The organism is Pseudomonas sp. GD04058, from assembly GCF_029836855.1.
Taxonomy (GTDB): domain Bacteria; phylum Pseudomonadota; class Gammaproteobacteria; order Pseudomonadales; family Pseudomonadaceae; genus Aquipseudomonas; species Aquipseudomonas bharatica.
On the sequence record NZ_JAOECN010000004.1, the window covers coordinates 87,835 to 105,087 of the forward strand.

The 17,253-nt window shown below is 61.6% G+C and carries 16 protein-coding genes; 2 read left to right on the top strand and 14 right to left on the bottom strand.

Features of this window, described 5'->3' with window-relative positions:
* Window position 1: 1 nt before the first annotated feature.
* The 13 genes from nuoC to N7650_RS05315 form a co-directional block, all read right to left on the bottom strand.
* Entirely contained in the window at window positions 2-1,783 is a 1,782-nt protein-coding gene (gene nuoC, locus N7650_RS05255; RefSeq protein ID WP_009400988.1) for an NADH-quinone oxidoreductase subunit C/D, read from the bottom strand.
* Window positions 1,784-1,860: 77 nt separating this feature from the next.
* Window positions 1,861-2,538: an NADH-quinone oxidoreductase subunit B gene (locus tag N7650_RS05260; RefSeq protein WP_009400987.1), complete on the bottom strand. Its 678-nt coding sequence runs from the start codon at window positions 2,536-2,538 to the stop codon at window positions 1,861-1,863.
* A gap of 10 nt (window positions 2,539-2,548) precedes the next feature.
* A complete protein-coding gene (locus N7650_RS05265) occupies window positions 2,549-2,962 on the bottom strand; it encodes an NADH-quinone oxidoreductase subunit A (RefSeq protein WP_009400986.1) in 414 nt (137 codons plus the stop codon).
* 355 nt (window positions 2,963-3,317) lie between these two features.
* Window positions 3,318-3,980 (bottom strand): lysoplasmalogenase, encoded by a 663-nt coding sequence (locus N7650_RS05270; RefSeq protein ID WP_279897287.1) that lies wholly within the window; start codon window positions 3,978-3,980, stop codon window positions 3,318-3,320.
* Between the two features lie 137 nt (window positions 3,981-4,117).
* Window positions 4,118-5,443 (bottom strand): isocitrate lyase, encoded by a 1,326-nt coding sequence (gene aceA, locus N7650_RS05275; protein WP_064303259.1) that lies wholly within the window; start codon window positions 5,441-5,443, stop codon window positions 4,118-4,120.
* Between the two features lie 525 nt (window positions 5,444-5,968).
* Window positions 5,969-6,703 (bottom strand): secretin N-terminal domain-containing protein, encoded by a 735-nt coding sequence (locus N7650_RS05280; RefSeq protein ID WP_279897288.1) that lies wholly within the window; start codon window positions 6,701-6,703, stop codon window positions 5,969-5,971.
* 158 nt (window positions 6,704-6,861) lie between these two features.
* Window positions 6,862-7,293, bottom strand: a complete 432-nt coding sequence (locus tag N7650_RS05285; protein ID WP_279897289.1) for a GNAT family N-acetyltransferase — start codon at window positions 7,291-7,293, stop codon at window positions 6,862-6,864.
* Window positions 7,286-8,455: a cupin domain-containing protein gene (locus N7650_RS05290; RefSeq protein ID WP_009400978.1), complete on the bottom strand. Its 1,170-nt coding sequence runs from the start codon at window positions 8,453-8,455 to the stop codon at window positions 7,286-7,288. Before N7650_RS05290 ends, N7650_RS05285 begins: the two co-directional genes overlap by 8 nt.
* Before the next feature lie 82 nt (window positions 8,456-8,537).
* Window positions 8,538-9,908 carry an adenylosuccinate lyase gene (purB, locus tag N7650_RS05295; RefSeq protein WP_009400977.1) on the bottom strand — a complete coding sequence of 457 codons (1,371 nt, stop codon included), beginning with the start codon at window positions 9,906-9,908 and terminating at the stop codon, window positions 8,538-8,540.
* Between the two features lie 89 nt (window positions 9,909-9,997).
* On the bottom strand, window positions 9,998-10,618 hold the full coding sequence (hflD, locus tag N7650_RS05300) for a high frequency lysogenization protein HflD (protein WP_064303262.1): 621 nt from the start codon (window positions 10,616-10,618) through the stop codon (window positions 9,998-10,000).
* The gene (gene mnmA, locus N7650_RS05305) at window positions 10,615-11,739 is read right to left on the bottom strand and encodes a tRNA 2-thiouridine(34) synthase MnmA (protein WP_279897290.1); all 1,125 of its coding nucleotides are present in this window, start codon (window positions 11,737-11,739) and stop codon (window positions 10,615-10,617) included. Before mnmA ends, hflD begins: the two co-directional genes overlap by 4 nt.
* 71 nt (window positions 11,740-11,810) lie before the next feature.
* The gene (locus N7650_RS05310; RefSeq protein ID WP_064303264.1) at window positions 11,811-12,251 is read right to left on the bottom strand and encodes an NUDIX hydrolase; all 441 of its coding nucleotides are present in this window, start codon (window positions 12,249-12,251) and stop codon (window positions 11,811-11,813) included.
* Window positions 12,252-12,427: 176 nt separating this feature from the next.
* Complete coding sequence (locus tag N7650_RS05315) at window positions 12,428-14,653, bottom strand: NADP-dependent isocitrate dehydrogenase (protein ID WP_279897291.1); 2,226 nt, start codon at window positions 14,651-14,653, stop codon at window positions 12,428-12,430.
* A 417-nt stretch (window positions 14,654-15,070) separates the two neighbouring features.
* Between N7650_RS05315 and icd the strand changes: the two genes are divergently transcribed.
* A complete protein-coding gene (gene icd / locus N7650_RS05320) occupies window positions 15,071-16,327 on the top strand; it encodes an NADP-dependent isocitrate dehydrogenase (protein ID WP_009400972.1) in 1,257 nt (418 codons plus the stop codon).
* Window positions 16,328-16,384: 57 nt separating this feature from the next.
* On the opposite strand, the gene cspD is transcribed toward icd, so the two are convergent.
* Window positions 16,385-16,636 carry a cold shock domain-containing protein CspD gene (gene cspD / locus N7650_RS05325; RefSeq protein ID WP_037060661.1) on the bottom strand — a complete coding sequence of 84 codons (252 nt, stop codon included), beginning with the start codon at window positions 16,634-16,636 and terminating at the stop codon, window positions 16,385-16,387.
* Window positions 16,637-16,865: 229 nt separating this feature from the next.
* Between cspD and clpS the strand changes: the two genes are divergently transcribed.
* Window positions 16,866-17,228 (top strand): ATP-dependent Clp protease adapter ClpS, encoded by a 363-nt coding sequence (clpS, locus tag N7650_RS05330; protein WP_009400967.1) that lies wholly within the window; start codon window positions 16,866-16,868, stop codon window positions 17,226-17,228.
* Window positions 17,229-17,253 lie beyond the last annotated feature (25 nt).

The window sequence follows — 17,253 nt, forward strand, 5'->3', positions numbered from 1 at the left end:
CTTAGCGGTCCACGTCAGCCATAACGAAGTCGATACTGCCCAGGTACGCGATGAGGTCCGCGACCATGCTGCCGCGGATCACCGACGGGATCTGCTGCAGGTGCGGGTAGCTCGGCGTGCGAATCCGGGTGCGGTAGCTCATGGTGCCGCCGTCGCTCGTCAGGTAGTAACTGTTGATGCCCTTGGTCGCCTCGATCATCTGGAAGGATTCGTTGGCCGGCATGACCGGGCCCCACGAAACCTGCAGGAAGTGGGTGATCAGGGTTTCGATGTGCTGCAGGGTGCGCTCTTTCGGTGGCGGCGTGGTCAGCGGATGGTCCGCCTTGTACGGGCCTTCCGGCATGTTGCGCAGGCACTGGTCGATGATGCGGATACTCTGGCGCATCTCCTCGACACGGACCATGCAGCGATCATAGGCATCGCCGTTGTGGGCCAGCGGCACTTCGAACTCGAAGTTCTCATAGCCGGAGTAAGGACGCGCCTTGCGCAGGTCGAAGTCCAGGCCGGTGGCCCGCAGGCCGGCACCGGTAACGCCCCAGGCCAGTGCTTCCTTGGTGTTGTACTGGGCGACGCCGATGGTGCGGCCCTTCAGGATGCTGTTCTTCAGCGCGGCCTTTTCGTACTCGTCCAGGCGCTTGGGCAGCCATTCGACGAAGTCCTTGACCAGTTTGTCCCAGCCGCGCGGCAGGTCGTGGGCGACGCCACCGATGCGGTACCAGGCCGGGTGCAGGCGGAAGCCGGTGATGGCTTCGATCACGGTGTAGGCGCGCTGACGGTCGGTGAAGGTGAAGAACACCGGGGTCATGGCGCCGACGTCCTGGATGTAGGTCCCCAGGAACAGCAGGTGGCTGGTGATGCGGAAGAACTCGGCAAGCATGACGCGGATGGTATCGACCTTCTGCGGCACCTTGATCCCGGCCAGCTTCTCGACGGCGAGGACGTACGGCAGGTTGTTCATCACCCCGCCGAGGTAGTCGATACGGTCGGTGTACGGGATGAAGCTGTGCCAGGACTGGCGTTCGGCCATCTTCTCGGCGCCACGATGGTGGTAGCCGATGTCCGGGACGCAGTCGACGATCTCTTCGCCGTCCAGTTGCAGGACGATACGGAAGGCACCGTGGGCCGAAGGGTGGTTCGGGCCAAGGTTGAGGAACATATAGTCCTCGTTTGCACCCTGGCGCTTCATGCCCCAGGCTTCCGGATTGAAGCGCGCGGCTTCTTCTTCCAGTTGCTGCTTGGCGAGGTTCAGGGTGAACGGATCGAATTCGGTGGCGCGGGCAGGGAAGTCCTTGCGCAGCGGGTGACCTTCCCAGGTCGGCGGCATCATGATCCGGGTCAGGTGCGGGTGGCCCGGGAAGTCGATGCCGAACATGTCCCAGACTTCGCGTTCGTACCAGTTGGCGTTGGGCCAGATGCCGGTGACGGTCGGTACGCTCAGGTCGGTTTCGCTCAAGGAAACCTTGATCATCACGTCGCTGTTACGTTCCACCGAGAGCAGGTGGTAGAACACGGTGAAGTCGGCGCCCGGCAGGCCGCGGCGCTGGGTGCGCAGGCGCTCGTCGACGCCGTGCAGGTCGTACAGCATGCTGTACGGCTTGGCGACGTTGCGCAGGAACGTCAGGATTTCGATCAGGCGGGCGCGGTCGACCCACAGTACCGGCATGCCGGTGCGGGTGTCCTGGGCGGTGAACGCCTCGGCGCCAAAACGGTTGTGCAGTTCGACGACCACATCCTGGTCGTCAGCCTTGTAAGGCGGAATGTAAATAGCGGTGTCCGCTGTCATGGTCTCGGTCGCTTTCGGTCAACGTAGAGAATGAAGCCAGGCCGCCGGTTCCGGGGAACGGGCGGCAGGTCGCTGGATCAGACTTCGTCGGGGCTGCGCAGGTTGGTCACCTGCATGCGCTGTTCACGACGCAGATCTTTCTGGGCCGGCATCTCGGCGCGGTACACGCCTTGATCGCCAACGACCCAGGAAAGAGGGCGTCGCTCCTGGCCAATCGACTCCTGCAGAAGCATCAGGCCTTGCAGGAATGCTTCAGGGCGAGGCGGGCAGCCAGGTACGTAGACATCCACGGGGAGGAACTTGTCGACCCCCTGGACGACCGAGTAGATGTCGTACATGCCACCGGAGTTGGCACACGAACCCATGGAAATGACCCACTTCGGTTCCAGCATCTGCTCATACAGGCGCTGGATGATCGGCGCCATCTTGATGAAGCAGGTGCCGGCGATGACCATGAAGTCGGCCTGACGCGGAGATGCCCGGATCACTTCGGCGCCGAAACGGGCGATGTCGTGCGGCGCGGTGAACGCCGTGGTCATCTCCACGTAGCAGCAGGATAGGCCGAAGTTGTAGGGCCAGAGGGAGTTCTTGCGACCCCAGTTGACCGCACCACTGAGCACATCCTCGAGCTTGCCCATGAAGATGTTCTTGTGGACCTGGTCCTCTAGCAGCGAATCGGAGACGGTTTCCCGATCTCCGATTGGGTACTGCTCGTTGGGCGCGTCCGGATCGATTCTGGTGAGATTGTATTGCATTGCCAAAGCCTCATTGTTTCAGCTTCGCTTGCCGCTTGCGGCGACCCACGGGAGCCCAATCGAGCGCCCCGACCCGCCAAAGGTAGACAAGACCTGCCAACAGAATTGCTATGAAAACGAGAGCTTCGACGAATCCGGTCCAGCCGCTTTCGCGGACGGACACAGACCATGCAAAGAGAAAGAGGGCTTCGATATCGAAGATCACGAACAGCATCGCGACCAGATAGAATTTGGCCGACAGGCGCAGGCGGGCGCCGCCGGTAGGCAGCATGCCGGATTCGAACGGCTCGTTCTTGCTGCGACCCCAGGCCTTGCTACCGAGCAGGCTGGACAGGCCGAGCATGAAGGCGCAGAGGCCGACGACACCCAACAGGAAAATGGCGAAACCCCAGTTGTGGGCGATCAGTCCGGTCGAATCGGGCATGCTGAGAATCCTTAACAGAGCACGGTGGTCTCTGAGCGTAAAAGAGTTGGAGCAGTGACGATATGTCGCAGCTGGATCTATCGCGCTGATTTTATGGGTAAAGCCGGTGCAAGTAAAATTTCTACGGCAAATTTATTCGTAGGATTAAGAACAAAAAACCCTCGTAACTCCCTGTAGCCCTTGTATTTCGGGGATTCGCCGCGCTTTCGTTAATTATGTTTCTTGCAGGCTGTAAAGAATCGCAAGTTTCGAAATGATAATTGATATCATTTGTTGATCTGCTGTTATTCCTACTGTTCAAGTCAACCAAGAAGTTCATCGGCGTTCTTCCTGAAAGTTATCGGCAATCTGCGTTCTAGACGCTTTTTGTCGATGGCGTCCGGTCATGGGTCAAGGGTGTGGTGGATTGCTGGCGCTGCGCCGAAGCGCTGATCGCCCATTGCCCGAGCCAGTAGAACAGGATGATCAGCGTGGGCGCTGCGCCGAACTGCCTGACGAAACGGTCGATGCCGATCAGGCTGTCCGACAGTACGAAGCTGATGGCGCCAATGGCTGCGAAGCCTGCGCAGGCAAGGGCGCGCCAGAGCATTGCGCTGATGACCAGGGCATAGGCCGCCACCGGCACCAACAGGTCACCCAGGTCGTGCCAGGCCAGCAGGGTGAATAGCCCGATGCCGCAGGTGCCAGCGATCAATAGCGCCCACGGGGCGGTTTTGCGCTGGTCATCCAGGTAGGCGCGCAGGTACGCCAGGTGCGCACAAAAGAAGGCGGCGAGACCGACGACGAACAGGTCGGCTGGCCAGGCCAGGGCCAGGTCGCCCAGGATCGAAAAACCCAGGCCGATCAGGATCCAGCGCCGATAGGTTCCGGCGGGTGCGTCGAAAAGCCAGAGGGTCATGGCCAGCACGGGCACCGGCTTGCTCGCGAAGGCCAGCCAGGTGGCGCCGCTGTTCACTGCATATATATAGAGCGCGCAGGCGGCTACGGCAAAGGTGCAAAGCGCTGCGGGGCGGGTCATGGCCTCTCCTTGTCCGGTGCTGTGCGGGCAAGCATAGCCGTGAATTTTGCATAGGAGTGAGGCAAAAAGCCGCGGCCCGGAACCCCATCACAGGTCCCGGGCCGCAGGTGTTACCCGAAAGTCACCGATCGGTCAGATCAGTGGAACTGCTCTTCTTCGGTGGAGCCGGTGAGGGCGGTTACCGAGGATTTGCCACCCTGGATCACGGTGGTCATGTCGTCGAAGTAGCCGGTGCCGACTTCCTGCTGGTGGGCGACGAAGGTGTAGCCCTTCGAAGCGTCAGCGAACTCTTGCTCCTGCAGCTTGACGTAGGCAGTCATGTCGTTGCGGGCGTAGTCGTGCGCCAGGTTGAACATGCCGTGCCACATGTTGTGGATACCAGCCAGGGTAATGAACTGGTGCTTGTAGCCCATGGCCGACAGTTCGCGCTGGAACTTGGCGATGGTCGCGTCGTCCAGGTTCTTCTTCCAGTTGAAGGAAGGCGAGCAGTTGTAGGACAGGATCTGGTCCGGGTATTCCTTCTTGATCGCTTCGGCGAAGCGACGGGCCTCGTCCAGGTCCGGCTTGGCGGTTTCGCACCAGATCAGGTCGGCGTATGGAGCGTAGGCCAGGCCACGGGCGATCGCCTGGTCCAGGCCGGCGCGGACTTTGTAGAAGCCTTCCGGAGTACGGTCGCCGACCACGAATGGCTGGTCGTACGGGTCGCAGTCGCTGGTCAGCAGGTCAGCGGCGTTGGCGTCGGTACGGGCCAGGATGATGGTCGGTACGCCGGCAACGTCGGCTGCCAGGCGGGCTGCGGTCAGCTTCTGTACGGCTTCCTGGGTCGGAACCAGTACCTTGCCGCCCATGTGGCCGCACTTCTTCACCGAAGCCAGCTGGTCTTCGAAGTGAACGCCAGCGGCGCCTGCCTCGATCATGTTCTTCATCAGCTCGTAGGCGTTCAGTACGCCACCGAAACCGGCTTCGGCGTCAGCCACGATTGGCGCGAAGTAGTCGATGTAGCCTTCGTCGCCCGGGTTCTTGCCGGCTTTCCACTGGATCTGGTCGGCGCGACGGAACGAGTTGTTGATGCGCTTGACCACTGTCGGAACCGAATCCACCGGGTACAGCGACTGGTCGGGGTACATGGATTCGGCCGAGTTGTTGTCGGCAGCCACTTGCCAGCCGGACAGGTAGATGGCCTGGATGCCGGCCTTGACCTGCTGTACTGCCTGGCCGCCGGTCAGGGCGCCCATGCAGTTGACGAAATCTTTCTCAGGGCGGAAGGACGGGTGTGCGCCCTTGGTCACCAGGTTCCACAGTTTTTCCGCACCCAGGCGAGCCAGGGTGTGCTCTGGCTGGATCGAACCACGCAGACGGACGACATCGGCAGCGGTGTAGGTACGGGTCACGCCTTTCCAGCGCGGGTTCTCGGCCCAGTCTTTTTCGAGGGCTGCAATTTGCTGTTCGCGTGTCAGTGCCATGGAAATAAACCTCGTCGCATAGGTCTTGGTGAAAAGTGTTCGCTCTGTCGGCTGCGCTGTGTCGTACAGGGGCAGCACCGAATGCTCGCAGCTCAGGGGCGCTGGCGTTGAATCAGTCCGGTCGGGCGAAATCGCGACGGTGAACGATGGGGCTCGGAGGGGAAGTGAGCAGGTGCGGGCGTCCGTCGGGCAGGTTGGCTCGTGGTTGCCGTGCTGCTTCGATCAGGGTGTGCCATGTACCGTTTGATGCGCTTCCGTCCCTCGGGACAACCTCGTTCCAGTCGTGATCACGTCCAACGCGCCTTGTGGGCTGTACAGACACGAATCGGCCTCGGGGGTAGATCGAAGCGCGACCCGAAGGCCCTTGCCAGGGCCCCTGATTAGCGGGAGCGGGGCCATCATGCCTCTGCGATCCGAGGGCGTCAAATGTTTTGTAGTGGTTTTTTCACTCCACTACATCTTTGGTCTAATGCGACTCCTTAGTCAGTTTCAAGGCCTTTGGTCGAGGCCTTGATTTCTCTGGGTTCAGTCCAGAACATCGACTTTTACCCGCAAAGTCATGTTTTCACCGCGTTGGGTGGAGTAGGAGATGTCCGAAGCAGAGCGGTTGGCCTGACTCTGCTGATTGAATCCTGCCAGGGTAAGCCACTCACCCAGCCTGCCGGTGACTTTCGTGTCGGTGCTTTGTACTTTCACTACATCGGGACGTTCCTGGCTCATCCGGTCATTGTTGGTGCTGATGGCCAGGTGAACGGTTTCACCCGAGACGCTGGCGGTGACGTAGAAGCCCTGGGTGACGTTGCGGTACTCGGTCTGGCTTTGCAGGCGGCCGTAGCTATCGGTCTGGGTGTTGGTGATGGGGATGCTCTGGCCTATCTGGATCAGTGCGGGAGTGCCTTCGCTGGCCTGGACCTGCTGCAGGCCACCGTCGCGATTGGCGGTGCCGTAGTGGATTATCCGGGCATCGCCACGGCTGTCCTGAAAATGGCTGTCGTCGTTGTCGACGCTGATCAGCAGGCGTTTCGGAGCTGTGTCCAGATCGCGCAGAAGGGTGCGAAGTTCGTCGATCTTGCCGGGTTCGGCCTTGACGATGAGTTTGTTCTCGAAGGCGCTGACCGTGCCGTCCCTGCCGATGAAGGCCTGGGCCGTGGGCAGGATTTCCGCGCTGGTGCGGTGGTTCAGGGGCAGGACTTCGGTGGCAGCGACAGCGTTGAGGCTGAAGGCCAGAAGCAGGGAGGCGAGCAGGGGGCGTAGCGGCATGTCCATGATCTCCGCGGGTGGAGTGGACATGATGGCAAAGATTGTTTGCGGTCGGGAGGATTTGCTGTGGATTTGCGGGCCTCATCGCTGGCAACGCCGGCTCCCACAGGGTGCGGTGTACACGATCCCTGTGGGGGCTGGCTTGCCAGCGATTGGGGTCACAACGGTTTCGAGTCGCGCACCATGTCGACATGAGGAATGCCCGCTTCCAGGAATTCCTCACTGACCACCCGGAACCCCAGGCGCTCGTAGAATGCCGTGGCATGCACCTGTGCCGTCAGCATCTGCTGGCGCAGGTCGCGGTTCTGCGCTTCGACGATCGCCGCCTGCATCAACGCATCGCCGACTTTCAGGCCGCGCCAGTCCTTGAGTACCGATACCCGACCGATCTGGCCGTCTGGCAGCAGGCGGGCGGTGCCGATGGCGTAGTCGTCTTCCATGGCCAGGAAGTGGATGGCCTGGTTGTCGTCCGAGTCCCATTCCAGTTCCGGCGGTACGCTCTGCTCGGCGATGAATACTGCCTCGCGGATGCGGCGGATGTCCGCATTGTCCTTGTGCCAGTCGGCCAGGCGGACCTTGATCTTATTCATTGGCGAACCCCAGGCTTCCCTGCTTGACCAGCTGGCAAACCAGTTCCAGGCCGACTTCGTCGCCCAGCCAGTCGGCCAGGTTGTCGATATGCAAGGCGTCGGCCGAGCAGATCAGCTTCAGCAGTTCGCGCAGGTTGCCCGGCAGCAGGCGGCTCTGCCCGCTGGCGAAGAGCAGCAGGTTATCGTCCACCTCGGACCAGGCCAGGCGTGCGCTCGGGTTGCGGATGATGATCGCGCCCTGTTCCAGGCTGTCCACCAGCTCTTCTTCGCTCAGTTCTTCACCGCTGACCAGTTCCGGATAGCGCGGCTCGGTCATGAACTGGCCGAACCAGGTCAGCAGCAGGCGCTCGTCGCCCATGTGTTCGTTGAGCAGGGACTTCAGGCGACCGAGGGCGTCATGCTGGATCTGGTGCGGGTCGTCGCTGACCGGCTGGGCGTCGGCGTCGCTGTAGCGTTCTTCATCGGTCAGGAACTGGCCGAGGAAATCGGTGAAGTGGGTCAGCACCTCGGCGGCGCTTGGCGCGCGGAAGCCGACCGAGTAGGTCAGGCAGTTGTCTTCGGCAACGCCGTAGTGGGCCAGGCGCGGTGGCAGGTAGAGCATGTCGCCCGGCTCCAGTACCCATTCGTCGCTCTGCTCGAAGTCGGCGAGGATGCGCAGGTCGGCGTGTTCCAGCAGCGGGCTGTCGCTATTGCACATTTGCCCGACTTTCCAGTTGCGTTTGCCGTGGCCCTGGAGCAGGAACACGTCGTAGTTGTCGAAGTGGGGGCCGACACTGCCGCCTGGTGCGGCGAAGCTGATCATCACGTCGTCGATGCGCCAGCTCGGCAGGAAGCGGAAGTGCTCCAGCAGCTCGGCGACTTCCGGGACGAACTGGTCGACCGACTGCACCAGCAGGGTCCAGTCGCGTTCCGGCAGGGTGCCGAAGGTGTCTTCGGTGAACGGGCCACGGCGCAGCTCCCACGGGGTTTCGCCGTGTTCAAGCACCAGTCGCGACTCGACCTCTTCTTCCAGGGCGAGGCCGGCCAGTTCGTCGGCATCGATGGGGCTTTCGAAATCGGTAAAGGCCTGACGGACCAGCAACGGTTTTTTCTGCCAGTAGTCGCGCATGAACTGGCGCGCAGTCAAACCGCCGAGAAGTTGCAGTGGGATATCAGGATTCATGGTTAACCTATTGAAAAAAGACAATTTTCTTTCAGGAATAAAAACGCCCGGCTCGGCCGGGCGTTAAAACGCGGGGTGTGGATCAGACGCGCTTGGCTTGCTCGGCAGCGTTGCCGATGTAGCTGGCAGGGGTGAGCTTTTTCAGCTCTTCGCGAGCCTCGGCAGGCATGTCCAGGCCTTCGATGAAAGTCTGCAAGGCTTCCGGGCTGATGCCCTTGCCACGAGTCAACTCCTTGAGCTTCTCGTAGGGGTTTTCGATGTTGTAGCGACGCATCACGGTCTGGATCGGCTCGGCCAGGACTTCCCAGCAGGCGTCCAGGTCGTCGGCGATGCGCGCGGTGTTGATTTCCAGCTTGCCGATGCCTTTCAGGCTGGCTTCGTAGGCGATCACGCTGTGGGCGAAGCCGACACCGAGGTTGCGCAGCACGGTGGAGTCGGTCAGGTCGCGCTGCCAGCGGGAAACTGGCAGTTTGCTGGCCAGGTGTTGGAACAGGGCGTTGGCGATGCCCAGGTTGCCTTCGGAGTTCTCGAAGTCGATCGGGTTGACCTTGTGCGGCATGGTCGAGGAGCCGATTTCGCCGGCAACGGTCTTCTGCTTGAAGTAGCCCAGCGAGATGTAGCCCCAGACGTCACGGTCGAAGTCGATGAGGATGGTGTTGAAGCGGGCGATGGCGTCGAACAGCTCGGCAATGTAGTCGTGCGGCTCGATCTGGGTGGTGTAGGGGTTGAACACCAGGCCCAGCTCGTCCTCGATGAAGGCGCGGGCGTTGGCTTCCCAGTCGATCTGCGGGTAGGCCGACAGGTGGGCGTTGTAGTTGCCCACGGCGCCGTTGATCTTGCCCAGCAGCGGTACGGCTGCAACCTGAGCGATCTGACGCTCCAGGCGGTAGACCACGTTGGCCAGTTCCTTGCCCAGGGTGGTCGGCGAAGCCGGCTGGCCGTGGGTGCGCGACAGCATCGGCACTTCGGCGAAACGGTGGGCCAGCTCACGGATCGACTGGGCGATCTGGCGCATCAGCGGCAGCAGCACGGTATCGCGGCCTTCGCGCAGCATCAGGGCGTGGGACAGGTTGTTGATGTCCTCGCTGGTGCAGGCGAAGTGGATGAACTCGCTGACCTTTGCCAGTTCCGGCAGCTTCGCTGCCTGCTCCTTGAGCAGGTATTCGATGGCCTTGACGTCGTGGTTGGTGGTGCGTTCGATTTCCTTGACGCGCTCGGCGTGCTCAAGGGCGAATTCATTGGCCAGGCCATCGAGCAGTGCGTTGGCTTCGGCGGAGAAGGCCGGGACTTCGGCGATCTGCGGGTGGGAAGCCAGACGCTGCAGCCAGCGGACTTCGACCAGGGCGCGGAAACGGATCAGGCCGTATTCGCTGAAAATGGGGCGCAGGGCCTGGGTTTTGCCGGCGTAGCGGCCGTCTACAGGGGAAACCGCAGTGAGCGAGGAGAGCTGCATGGGGTGTTCTCGGACAGTCAGGCTTTTAAGAGGGCGCATATCATACATGAAAATCACGCCCGGGTCGGGTGGCTGACAAAAGGTATTTATCAGCCGCGAAGCATTGGGTAGAGCTCGCGCAACAGCTTGCGGCGGCTGAACACCAGTTGCCAGCGATGCCCGCCGAGCTGGCGCCAGAGGCGCGCGGCACGGATGCCGGCCAGGAGCAGGGCGCGGATCTTCGAGGCATTGTTGGTCTGCTGCAGATGGCGCATGTCGCCATGGACCTGGATGCGCTGGCGCAGGGTGCTCAAGGTATCCTGGTACAGCGCGCCGCTGGAAGCGATGACGTTTTCGTGAACCAGGCCGAAGTGGTCGGCCTGGGCCTGGATCTGCGGCAGGCGGTTGCCGATGGTTTCCAGCATGTCGCCGCGCTTGGCCAGCTGGCGCTCCAGGCCGAGCATCGACAGGGCGTAGCGCAGGGGTTCGCGCTGCAGGCTGCCGGGGTCACGCTCCAGGGCGCTGGCCAGGGCGCGGTAGCCGTCGCGCAGGTTCAGATCGTCGCCACCGAACACTTCCAGGGTGTCCTTGGGGTCGCGTACCAGCAGGCTGCCAAGCATGCAGCCGACATCGGCCTCGCTGGCGGTGCCGGTGCGGGCAATGCGGTCCACCAGCACGGCGGCCTGGAACACGCCGCCGAGGGCGATCAGTTGCTCCTGGGTCTGGTTCATTCGCGGGCGCTCCACGGTTCGGCGATTTCGATCACGCCGCCGCCGAGGCAGATATCGCCGTCGTAGAACACCACCGACTGGCCGGGAGTGACGGCCCGCTGCGGTTCGTCGAATACCGCCCGATAACCGGTTCCGGTGCGCTCCAGGGTGCAGTCCTGGTCGCTCTGGCGGTAGCGCACCTTGGCCGTGAGGCGGCGCGGCGCCGACAGGTCGATCGGGTTGACCCAGAAGATTTCCGAGGCGAGCAGGGCGCGGGAGAACAGCCATGGATGTTCATTGCCCTGGCCGACCACCAGCACATTGCGCGCCAGGTCCTTTTCCAGCACGTACCACGGTTCGTCGCCGGCATCCTTCAAGCCGCCGATCCCCAAGCCCTGGCGCTGGCCGATGGTGTGGTACATCAGGCCGTGATGGCGGCCGATGACTTCGCCGGTGGTGGTCTGGATCTCGCCGGGCTGGGCCGGCAGGTATTGCTTGAGGAAGTCGCTGAAACGGCGCTCGCCGATGAAGCAGATGCCGGTGGAGTCCTTCTTCTTCGCCGTGGCCAGGCCGTGTTTCTCGGCGATGGCGCGGACTTCCGGCTTCTCCAGTTCGCCCACCGGGAACAGGGTGCGGGCGATCTGCTCGCCGCCGACGGCATGGAGGAAGTAGCTTTGGTCCTTGTTCGGATCCAGGCCCTTGAGCAGCTCGGTGCGGCCATCGATATCGCGGCGGCGCACGTAGTGGCCGGTAGCTATCAGGTCGGCGCCAAGGGACAGCGCGTAGTCGAGGAACGCCTTGAACTTGATTTCCCGGTTGCAGAGGATATCCGGGTTCGGCGTGCGTCCGGCCTTGTACTCTTCGAGGAAGTGTTCGAAGACGTTGTCCCAGTACTCGGCGGCGAAGTTGGCGGTATGCAGCTTGATGCCGATGCGGTCGCACACGGCCTGGGCGTCGGCCAGGTCTTCGCGGGCGGTGCAGTATTCGGTCCCGTCGTCCTCTTCCCAGTTCTTCATGAACAGGCCTTCCACCTGGTAGCCCTGCTCCATCAGCAGGAGGGCGGAAACGGAAGAGTCCACGCCGCCGGACATGCCGACGATGACGCGCGTCTTTTCGGGAGCTGGAAGAGCTGTTTCGGACATAGGTATGGGATGCGTATCTGGAAAAAGACGACGATTCTATCAGGCTGCGCCCTGCAAGGCGAAAGGCGCGCTCAGTTACGGATCAGCGAGAGGCTGTGCAACGGCCCGGCGAGGTAGTCATCGAGGCATTGCGGCACCAGTTCGCTGCGCCAGCGTTGCGGGTCGGCCAGGAGTTCTTCGCGGGTCAGCCACACGGCGCGCACGATATCGCTGTCCAGGGCCCGTTCGGCGTGGTGCTTGACGGGCCTGGCGGCGAAGCAGATGCGCTGGTAGGTCACGCCGTTGCTGGGGGCGGTGTAGAGATAGATGCCGACCACGCCGGTCAGCTCGACGTCCCAGGCGGTTTCTTCGAGGGTTTCCCTCAAGGCCGCTTCGAGCAGGGTTTCATTGGCCTCCAGGTGCCCGGCGGGCTGGTTGAAGACATGCTTGCCGGCCTTGAACTCCTCGACGAAGAGGAAGCGGCCCTGGTCTTCGACGACGGTGGCGACGGTGATGTGGGGTTGCCAGGTCATGTTCGGTCCTTTGATGGCGCCGAACCCTGTGGGAGCTGGCTTGCCAGCGATGACTGCAGTGAATTCACCATAGTCATCGCTGGCAAGCCAGCTCCCACAGGGTTCGGCGTGTAGCTGATATAGAAAAACCCCGGTGCGTGGCCGGGGTTTTCCTTCATTGCTTCAAGCTGGCGTTCTTACAGCGCGGCAATCGCGTTGTTGAAGGTCTGGCTTGGGCGCATCACCTTGCTGGTCAGTTCGACGTCGGTGAAGTAGTAACCACCGATTTCGGCTGGCTTGCCCTGAACTGCGTTGAGCTCGGCGACGATGGTCGCTTCGTTCTCGGTCAGGGTCTTGGCCAGCGGAGCGAAGCGTGCCTGCAGGGCAGTGTCTTCGGTCTGGGCAGCCAGTGCCTGGGCCCAGTACAGGGTCAGGTAGAAGTGGCTGCCGCGGTTGTCGATACCGCCGACCTTGCGCGCTGGGGACTTGTTGCTGTCCAGGAACTGGCCGGTGGCCTGGTCGAGGGTGGCAGCCAGTACCTTGGCTTTCGGGTTGGCGTAGGCGTTGCCCAGGTGCTCCAGGGAAGCGGCCAGGGCGAGGAATTCACCCAGCGAGTCCCAGCGCAGGAAGTTTTCCTCGACCAGTTGCTGGACGTGCTTCGGTGCCGAACCGCCAGCGCCGGTTTCGAACAGGCCGCCGTTGTTCATCAGCGGAACGATCGACAGCATCTTGGCGCTGGTGCCCAGCTCCATGATCGGGAACAGATCGGTCAGGTAGTCGCGCAGCACGTTGCCGGTGACCGAGATGGTGTCCTTGCCGGCGCGAATGCGCTCCAGGGAAACCTTCATCGCCTCGACCGGTGCCAGGACGCGGATGTCCAGGCCGGTGGTGTCGTGGTCCTGCAGGTACTTCTGCACTTTCTCGATCAGCACGCCGTCGTGGGCGCGTTGCGGGTCGAGCCAGAAGATCGCCGGGGTGGCGCTGGCGCGGGCGCGGTTGACGGCCAGCTTGACCCAGTCGCGGATCGGCGCGTCCTTGGTCTGGCACATGCGGAAGATGTCGCCCGCTTCCACTTCCTGTTGCAGCAGCAGGTTGCCCTTGCTGTCCAGGACGCGGATGGTGCCGTCGGCCTTGGCCTGGAAGGTCTTGTCGTGGGAGCCGTATTCTTCGGCTTTCTGTGCCATCAGGCCGACGTTGGGCACGCTGCCCATGGTGGTCGGATCGAAGGCACCGTGTTTCTTGCAGTCTTCGATGACGGCTTGGTAGATAGTCGCGTAGCAACGATCCGGGATCAGCGCCTTGGTGTCCTGCAGCTCGCCCTGGGCGTTCCACATCTTGCCCGAATCGCGGATCATCGCCGGCATCGAGGCGTCGACGATCACGTCGCTCGGCACGTGCAGGTTGGTGATGCCCTTGTCGGAGTTGACCATGGCCAGCGCTGGACGGACGGCGTAGACGGCCTGGATATCGGCTTCGATCTGCGCCTGCTGCTCGGCCGGCAGGGTCTTGATGCGGGCGTACAGGTCGCCGATGCCGTTGTTCAGGTTGAAGCCGATCTCTTCGAGGACCGCAGCGTGCTTGTTCAGGGCGTCGGCGTAGTACTCGGCGACGATCTGGCCGAACATGATCGGGTCGGAAACCTTCATCATGGTGGCTTTCAGGTGCGCCGACAGCAGCACGCCCTGGGCCTTGGCATCTTCGATCTCGGCAGCGACGAAGGCGCGCAGGGCCTTGGTGGTCATCACGGCGCAGTCGATGATTTCGCCAGCCTTGACGGCAGTCTTTTCCTTGAGGACGGTGGTGGAGCCGTCCTTGCCCAGCAGTTCGATGCGCAGGCTGTCATCGGCTTCGATCAGGGCGGCCTTTTCGCTGCCGTAGAAGTCGCCGCTGCTCATGTGAGCGACGTGGGACTTCGAATCGGCGGCCCAGGCGCCCATCTTGTGCGGATGCTTGCGCGCGTAGTTCTTGACCGACAGCGGGGCGCGGCGGTCGGAGTTGCCTTCACGCAGGACCGGGTTCACGGCGCTGCCCTTGATGCGGTCGTAGCGAGCGCGGGCTTCCTTCTCGGCGTCTGTGGTCGCGGTGTCCGGATAGTCGGGGACGTTGAAGCCCTTGCCTTGCAGTTCCTTGATCGCGGCTTTCAGTTGGGGAACCGAGGCGCTGATGTTCGGCAGCTTGATGATGTTGGCTTCGGGCGTGGTCGCCAGTTGGCCCAGTTCCGCCAGGTGGTCGGCCACTTGCTTGTCGGCGCCGAGCTGTTCTGGGAAGGCGGAGAGGATGCGGCCGGCGAGAGAGATGTCCCGGGTTTCTACCGAGATTTCGGCGGTAGCGGTGAAGGCTTCGACGATGGGCAGCAGGGAGAAGGTGGCGAGGGCGGGCGCTTCGTCGGTGAAGGTGTAGATGATCTTCGAACGGGTGGACATATTCGGGTTAACTCTCTGTTTTGCTGAGCGTGCTCGGAATCTCGGTAGGGCGCGCAGGGTAAGCGCTTCGCTCAGACACATCCATAAGCGGAAAGTCGAGGATTCCAGGCTGTGATGGTGGGTTGCATCAGTCGAGTGTCAAACGGCTGCACTGCTGTAACAGTTCAGTCTTGTCGGGGCCGTGGGTCCTGTGGCGGACGTCTCGCCCCGAGTGACCCTTGGGTCACCGGCGCGCAGTATACCAATTCCTTGGTCCTAATCAGCAAGGCGAACATGGCGGATGAGCATTTATAGACGAAAGATGTAGAGCTTTTTTCGGCTTTGTGACGGTTTTTTCGCCAAGGTTTCCGTTCTTCGCCAACTGGGTTAGGCTCAATGGATTGCATGACTTCAAACCAAGAAAAAGCGGAGTGCAGCATGGGATACCAGAAAATCGAGGTTCCGGCAGTCGGCGACAAAATCACCGTCAACGCAGACCATTCTCTCAATGTTCCAGACAATCCGATCATCCCGTTCATCGAAGGCGACGGCATCGGCGTCGATGTCACCCCGGTCATGATCAAGGTGGTCGACGCTGCGGTCGAGAAGGCTTACGGCGGCAAGCGCAAGATCTCCTGGATGGAGGTCTATGCCGGCGAAAAGGCTACCCAGGTGTACGACCAGGACACCTGGCTGCCCCAGGAAACCCTCGATGCGGTGAAGGATTACGTGGTTTCCATCAAGGGCCCGCTGACCACGCCGGTCGGTGGCGGCATCCGCTCCCTCAACGTCGCCTTGCGCCAGCAGCTCGACCTGTATGTGTGCCTGCGCCCGGTGGTGTGGTTCGATGGCGTGCCCAGCCCGGTGAAAAAGCCAGGCGACGTCGATATGGTGATCTTCCGCGAGAACTCCGAGGACATCTACGCCGGTATCGAATGGAAGGCCGGTTCGCCCGAGGCCAACAAGGTCATCAAGTTCCTCAAGGAGGAAATGGGCGTCACCAAGATCCGTTTCGACCAGGATTGCGGCATCGGTGTGAAGCCAGTGTCGAAGGAAGGCACCCAGCGCCTGGTGCGCAAGGCGCTGCAGTATGTGGTGGACAACGACCGCAAGTCGCTGACCATCGTGCACAAGGGCAACATCATGAAATTCACCGAAGGCGCCTTCAAGGACTGGGGGTACGAGGTCGCCAAGAATGAATTCGGCGCCGAACTGCTCGATGGCGGCCCGTGGATGAAATTCAAGAACCCGAAGACCGGTCGTGAAGTGATCGTCAAGGACGCCATCGCCGACGCCATGCTCCAGCAGATCCTGCTGCGCCCGGCGGAGTACGACGTCATCGCCACCCTCAACCTCAACGGAGACTACCTGTCCGACGCCCTGGCGGCGGAAGTGGGCGGTATCGGTATCGCCCCGGGCGCCAACCTGTCCGACACCGTGGCCATGTTCGAGGCGACCCACGGCACCGCGCCGAAGTACGCCGGCAAGGACCAGGTCAACCCGGGTTCGGTGATTCTTTCAGCAGAAATGATGCTGCGCCACCTGGGCTGGACCGAGGCGGCCGACCTGATCATCAAGGGCACCAATGGTGCGATCCGTGCCAAGACCGTGACCTATGACTTCGAGCGGCTGATGGACGGGGCTACCCTGGTCTCGTCGTCGGGCTTCGGCGAGGCGCTGATCAAGCACATGTAAGAAAAAAGCCCGCCTCATATAAATGAGGCGGGCCTTCGTTCGTAATACCGCAATGGATCAAGCGTTCATTGTCAAGTTGGTCGGGACCCTGGCCTCCACAGTGACGGGCGCGGCATGGATGTTGACCGCGTGATTGCCCTTGGGGCCCTGGATGACCTCGAAGATGACCGACTGACCCGCTTTCAGGGTCTTGTAACCATCCATCTGGATCGCCGAGTAATGTGCGAAGAGGTCTTCGGTGCTGCCGTCTTCATTGATGAAGCCGTAACCCTTCGCATTGTTGAACCACTTGACTTTACCGCTTGCCATCCTCATATCCCTCTGCAAAGGACTCCATCACTGGAGTATCATCCACTCCATCCGCATACGAACCTGCGAAATTCCTGGTTGACTGCGCGGATCTAATTGACCACGGTGGGTTCTTATTGGTTGTAACACCGTTTTACCGATAGTCAAGGTCAGGCGACGGGCCGTAATCCGCGCCGGTTCCAGCGGCCAACCCACAACCTTAACCTGTCGAAATGATGAAATTCTTTCCATGCATGCACATAGCCAGATTCGACTAACATTCAATCAGGATCGCCCGCAATCGCATGAGGACGATGGCTCCGGGTTGGCAGTACAGGAAGCCAAGCCGGCGCTGCAGGCGCCACCGATGTACAAGGTGGTTTTGTTCAACGATGACTACACGCCGATGGATTTCGTCGTCGAAGTGCTCGAAGTGTTCTTTAACCTGAACCGCGAGCTGGCGACCAAGGTCATGCTGGCCGTCCATACCGAAGGACGGGCAGTCTGCGGATTGTTTACCCGCGACATCGCCGAAACCAAGGCCATGCAGGTCAACCAATACGCCAGGGAAAGCCAGCATCCGCTACTCTGTGAAATCGAGAAGGACGGTTAATCGCCGACCACTTGGGTATGAGGTG

Excerpts from the sequence above, each read along its gene's own strand:
- clpS (WP_009400967.1), top strand. The coding sequence starts at position 16,866 with ATGCATGCACATAGCCAGATTCGACTAACATTCAATCAGGATCGCCCG.
- N7650_RS05280 (WP_279897288.1), bottom strand. The coding sequence starts at position 6,703 with ATGCCGCTACGCCCCCTGCTCGCCTCCCTGCTTCTGGCCTTCAGCCTC.
- mnmA (WP_279897290.1), bottom strand. The coding sequence starts at position 11,739 with ATGTCCGAAACAGCTCTTCCAGCTCCCGAAAAGACGCGCGTCATCGTC.
- N7650_RS05310 (WP_064303264.1), bottom strand. The coding sequence starts at position 12,251 with ATGACCTGGCAACCCCACATCACCGTCGCCACCGTCGTCGAAGACCAG.
- cspD (WP_037060661.1), bottom strand. The coding sequence starts at position 16,636 with ATGGCAAGCGGTAAAGTCAAGTGGTTCAACAATGCGAAGGGTTACGGC.
- N7650_RS05260 (WP_009400987.1), bottom strand. The coding sequence starts at position 2,538 with ATGCAATACAATCTCACCAGAATCGATCCGGACGCGCCCAACGAGCAG.
- hflD (WP_064303262.1), bottom strand. The coding sequence starts at position 10,618 with ATGAACCAGACCCAGGAGCAACTGATCGCCCTCGGCGGCGTGTTCCAG.
- N7650_RS05265 (WP_009400986.1), bottom strand. The coding sequence starts at position 2,962 with ATGCCCGATTCGACCGGACTGATCGCCCACAACTGGGGTTTCGCCATT.
- icd (WP_009400972.1), top strand. The coding sequence starts at position 15,071 with ATGGGATACCAGAAAATCGAGGTTCCGGCAGTCGGCGACAAAATCACC.
- N7650_RS05315 (WP_279897291.1), bottom strand. The coding sequence starts at position 14,653 with ATGTCCACCCGTTCGAAGATCATCTACACCTTCACCGACGAAGCGCCC.
- N7650_RS05290 (WP_009400978.1), bottom strand. The coding sequence starts at position 8,455 with ATGAATCCTGATATCCCACTGCAACTTCTCGGCGGTTTGACTGCGCGC.
- nuoC (WP_009400988.1), bottom strand. The coding sequence starts at position 1,783 with ATGACAGCGGACACCGCTATTTACATTCCGCCTTACAAGGCTGACGAC.
- aceA (WP_064303259.1), bottom strand. The coding sequence starts at position 5,443 with ATGGCACTGACACGCGAACAGCAAATTGCAGCCCTCGAAAAAGACTGG.
- N7650_RS05270 (WP_279897287.1), bottom strand. The coding sequence starts at position 3,980 with ATGACCCGCCCCGCAGCGCTTTGCACCTTTGCCGTAGCCGCCTGCGCG.
- N7650_RS05285 (WP_279897289.1), bottom strand. The coding sequence starts at position 7,293 with ATGAATAAGATCAAGGTCCGCCTGGCCGACTGGCACAAGGACAATGCG.
- purB (WP_009400977.1), bottom strand. The coding sequence starts at position 9,908 with ATGCAGCTCTCCTCGCTCACTGCGGTTTCCCCTGTAGACGGCCGCTAC.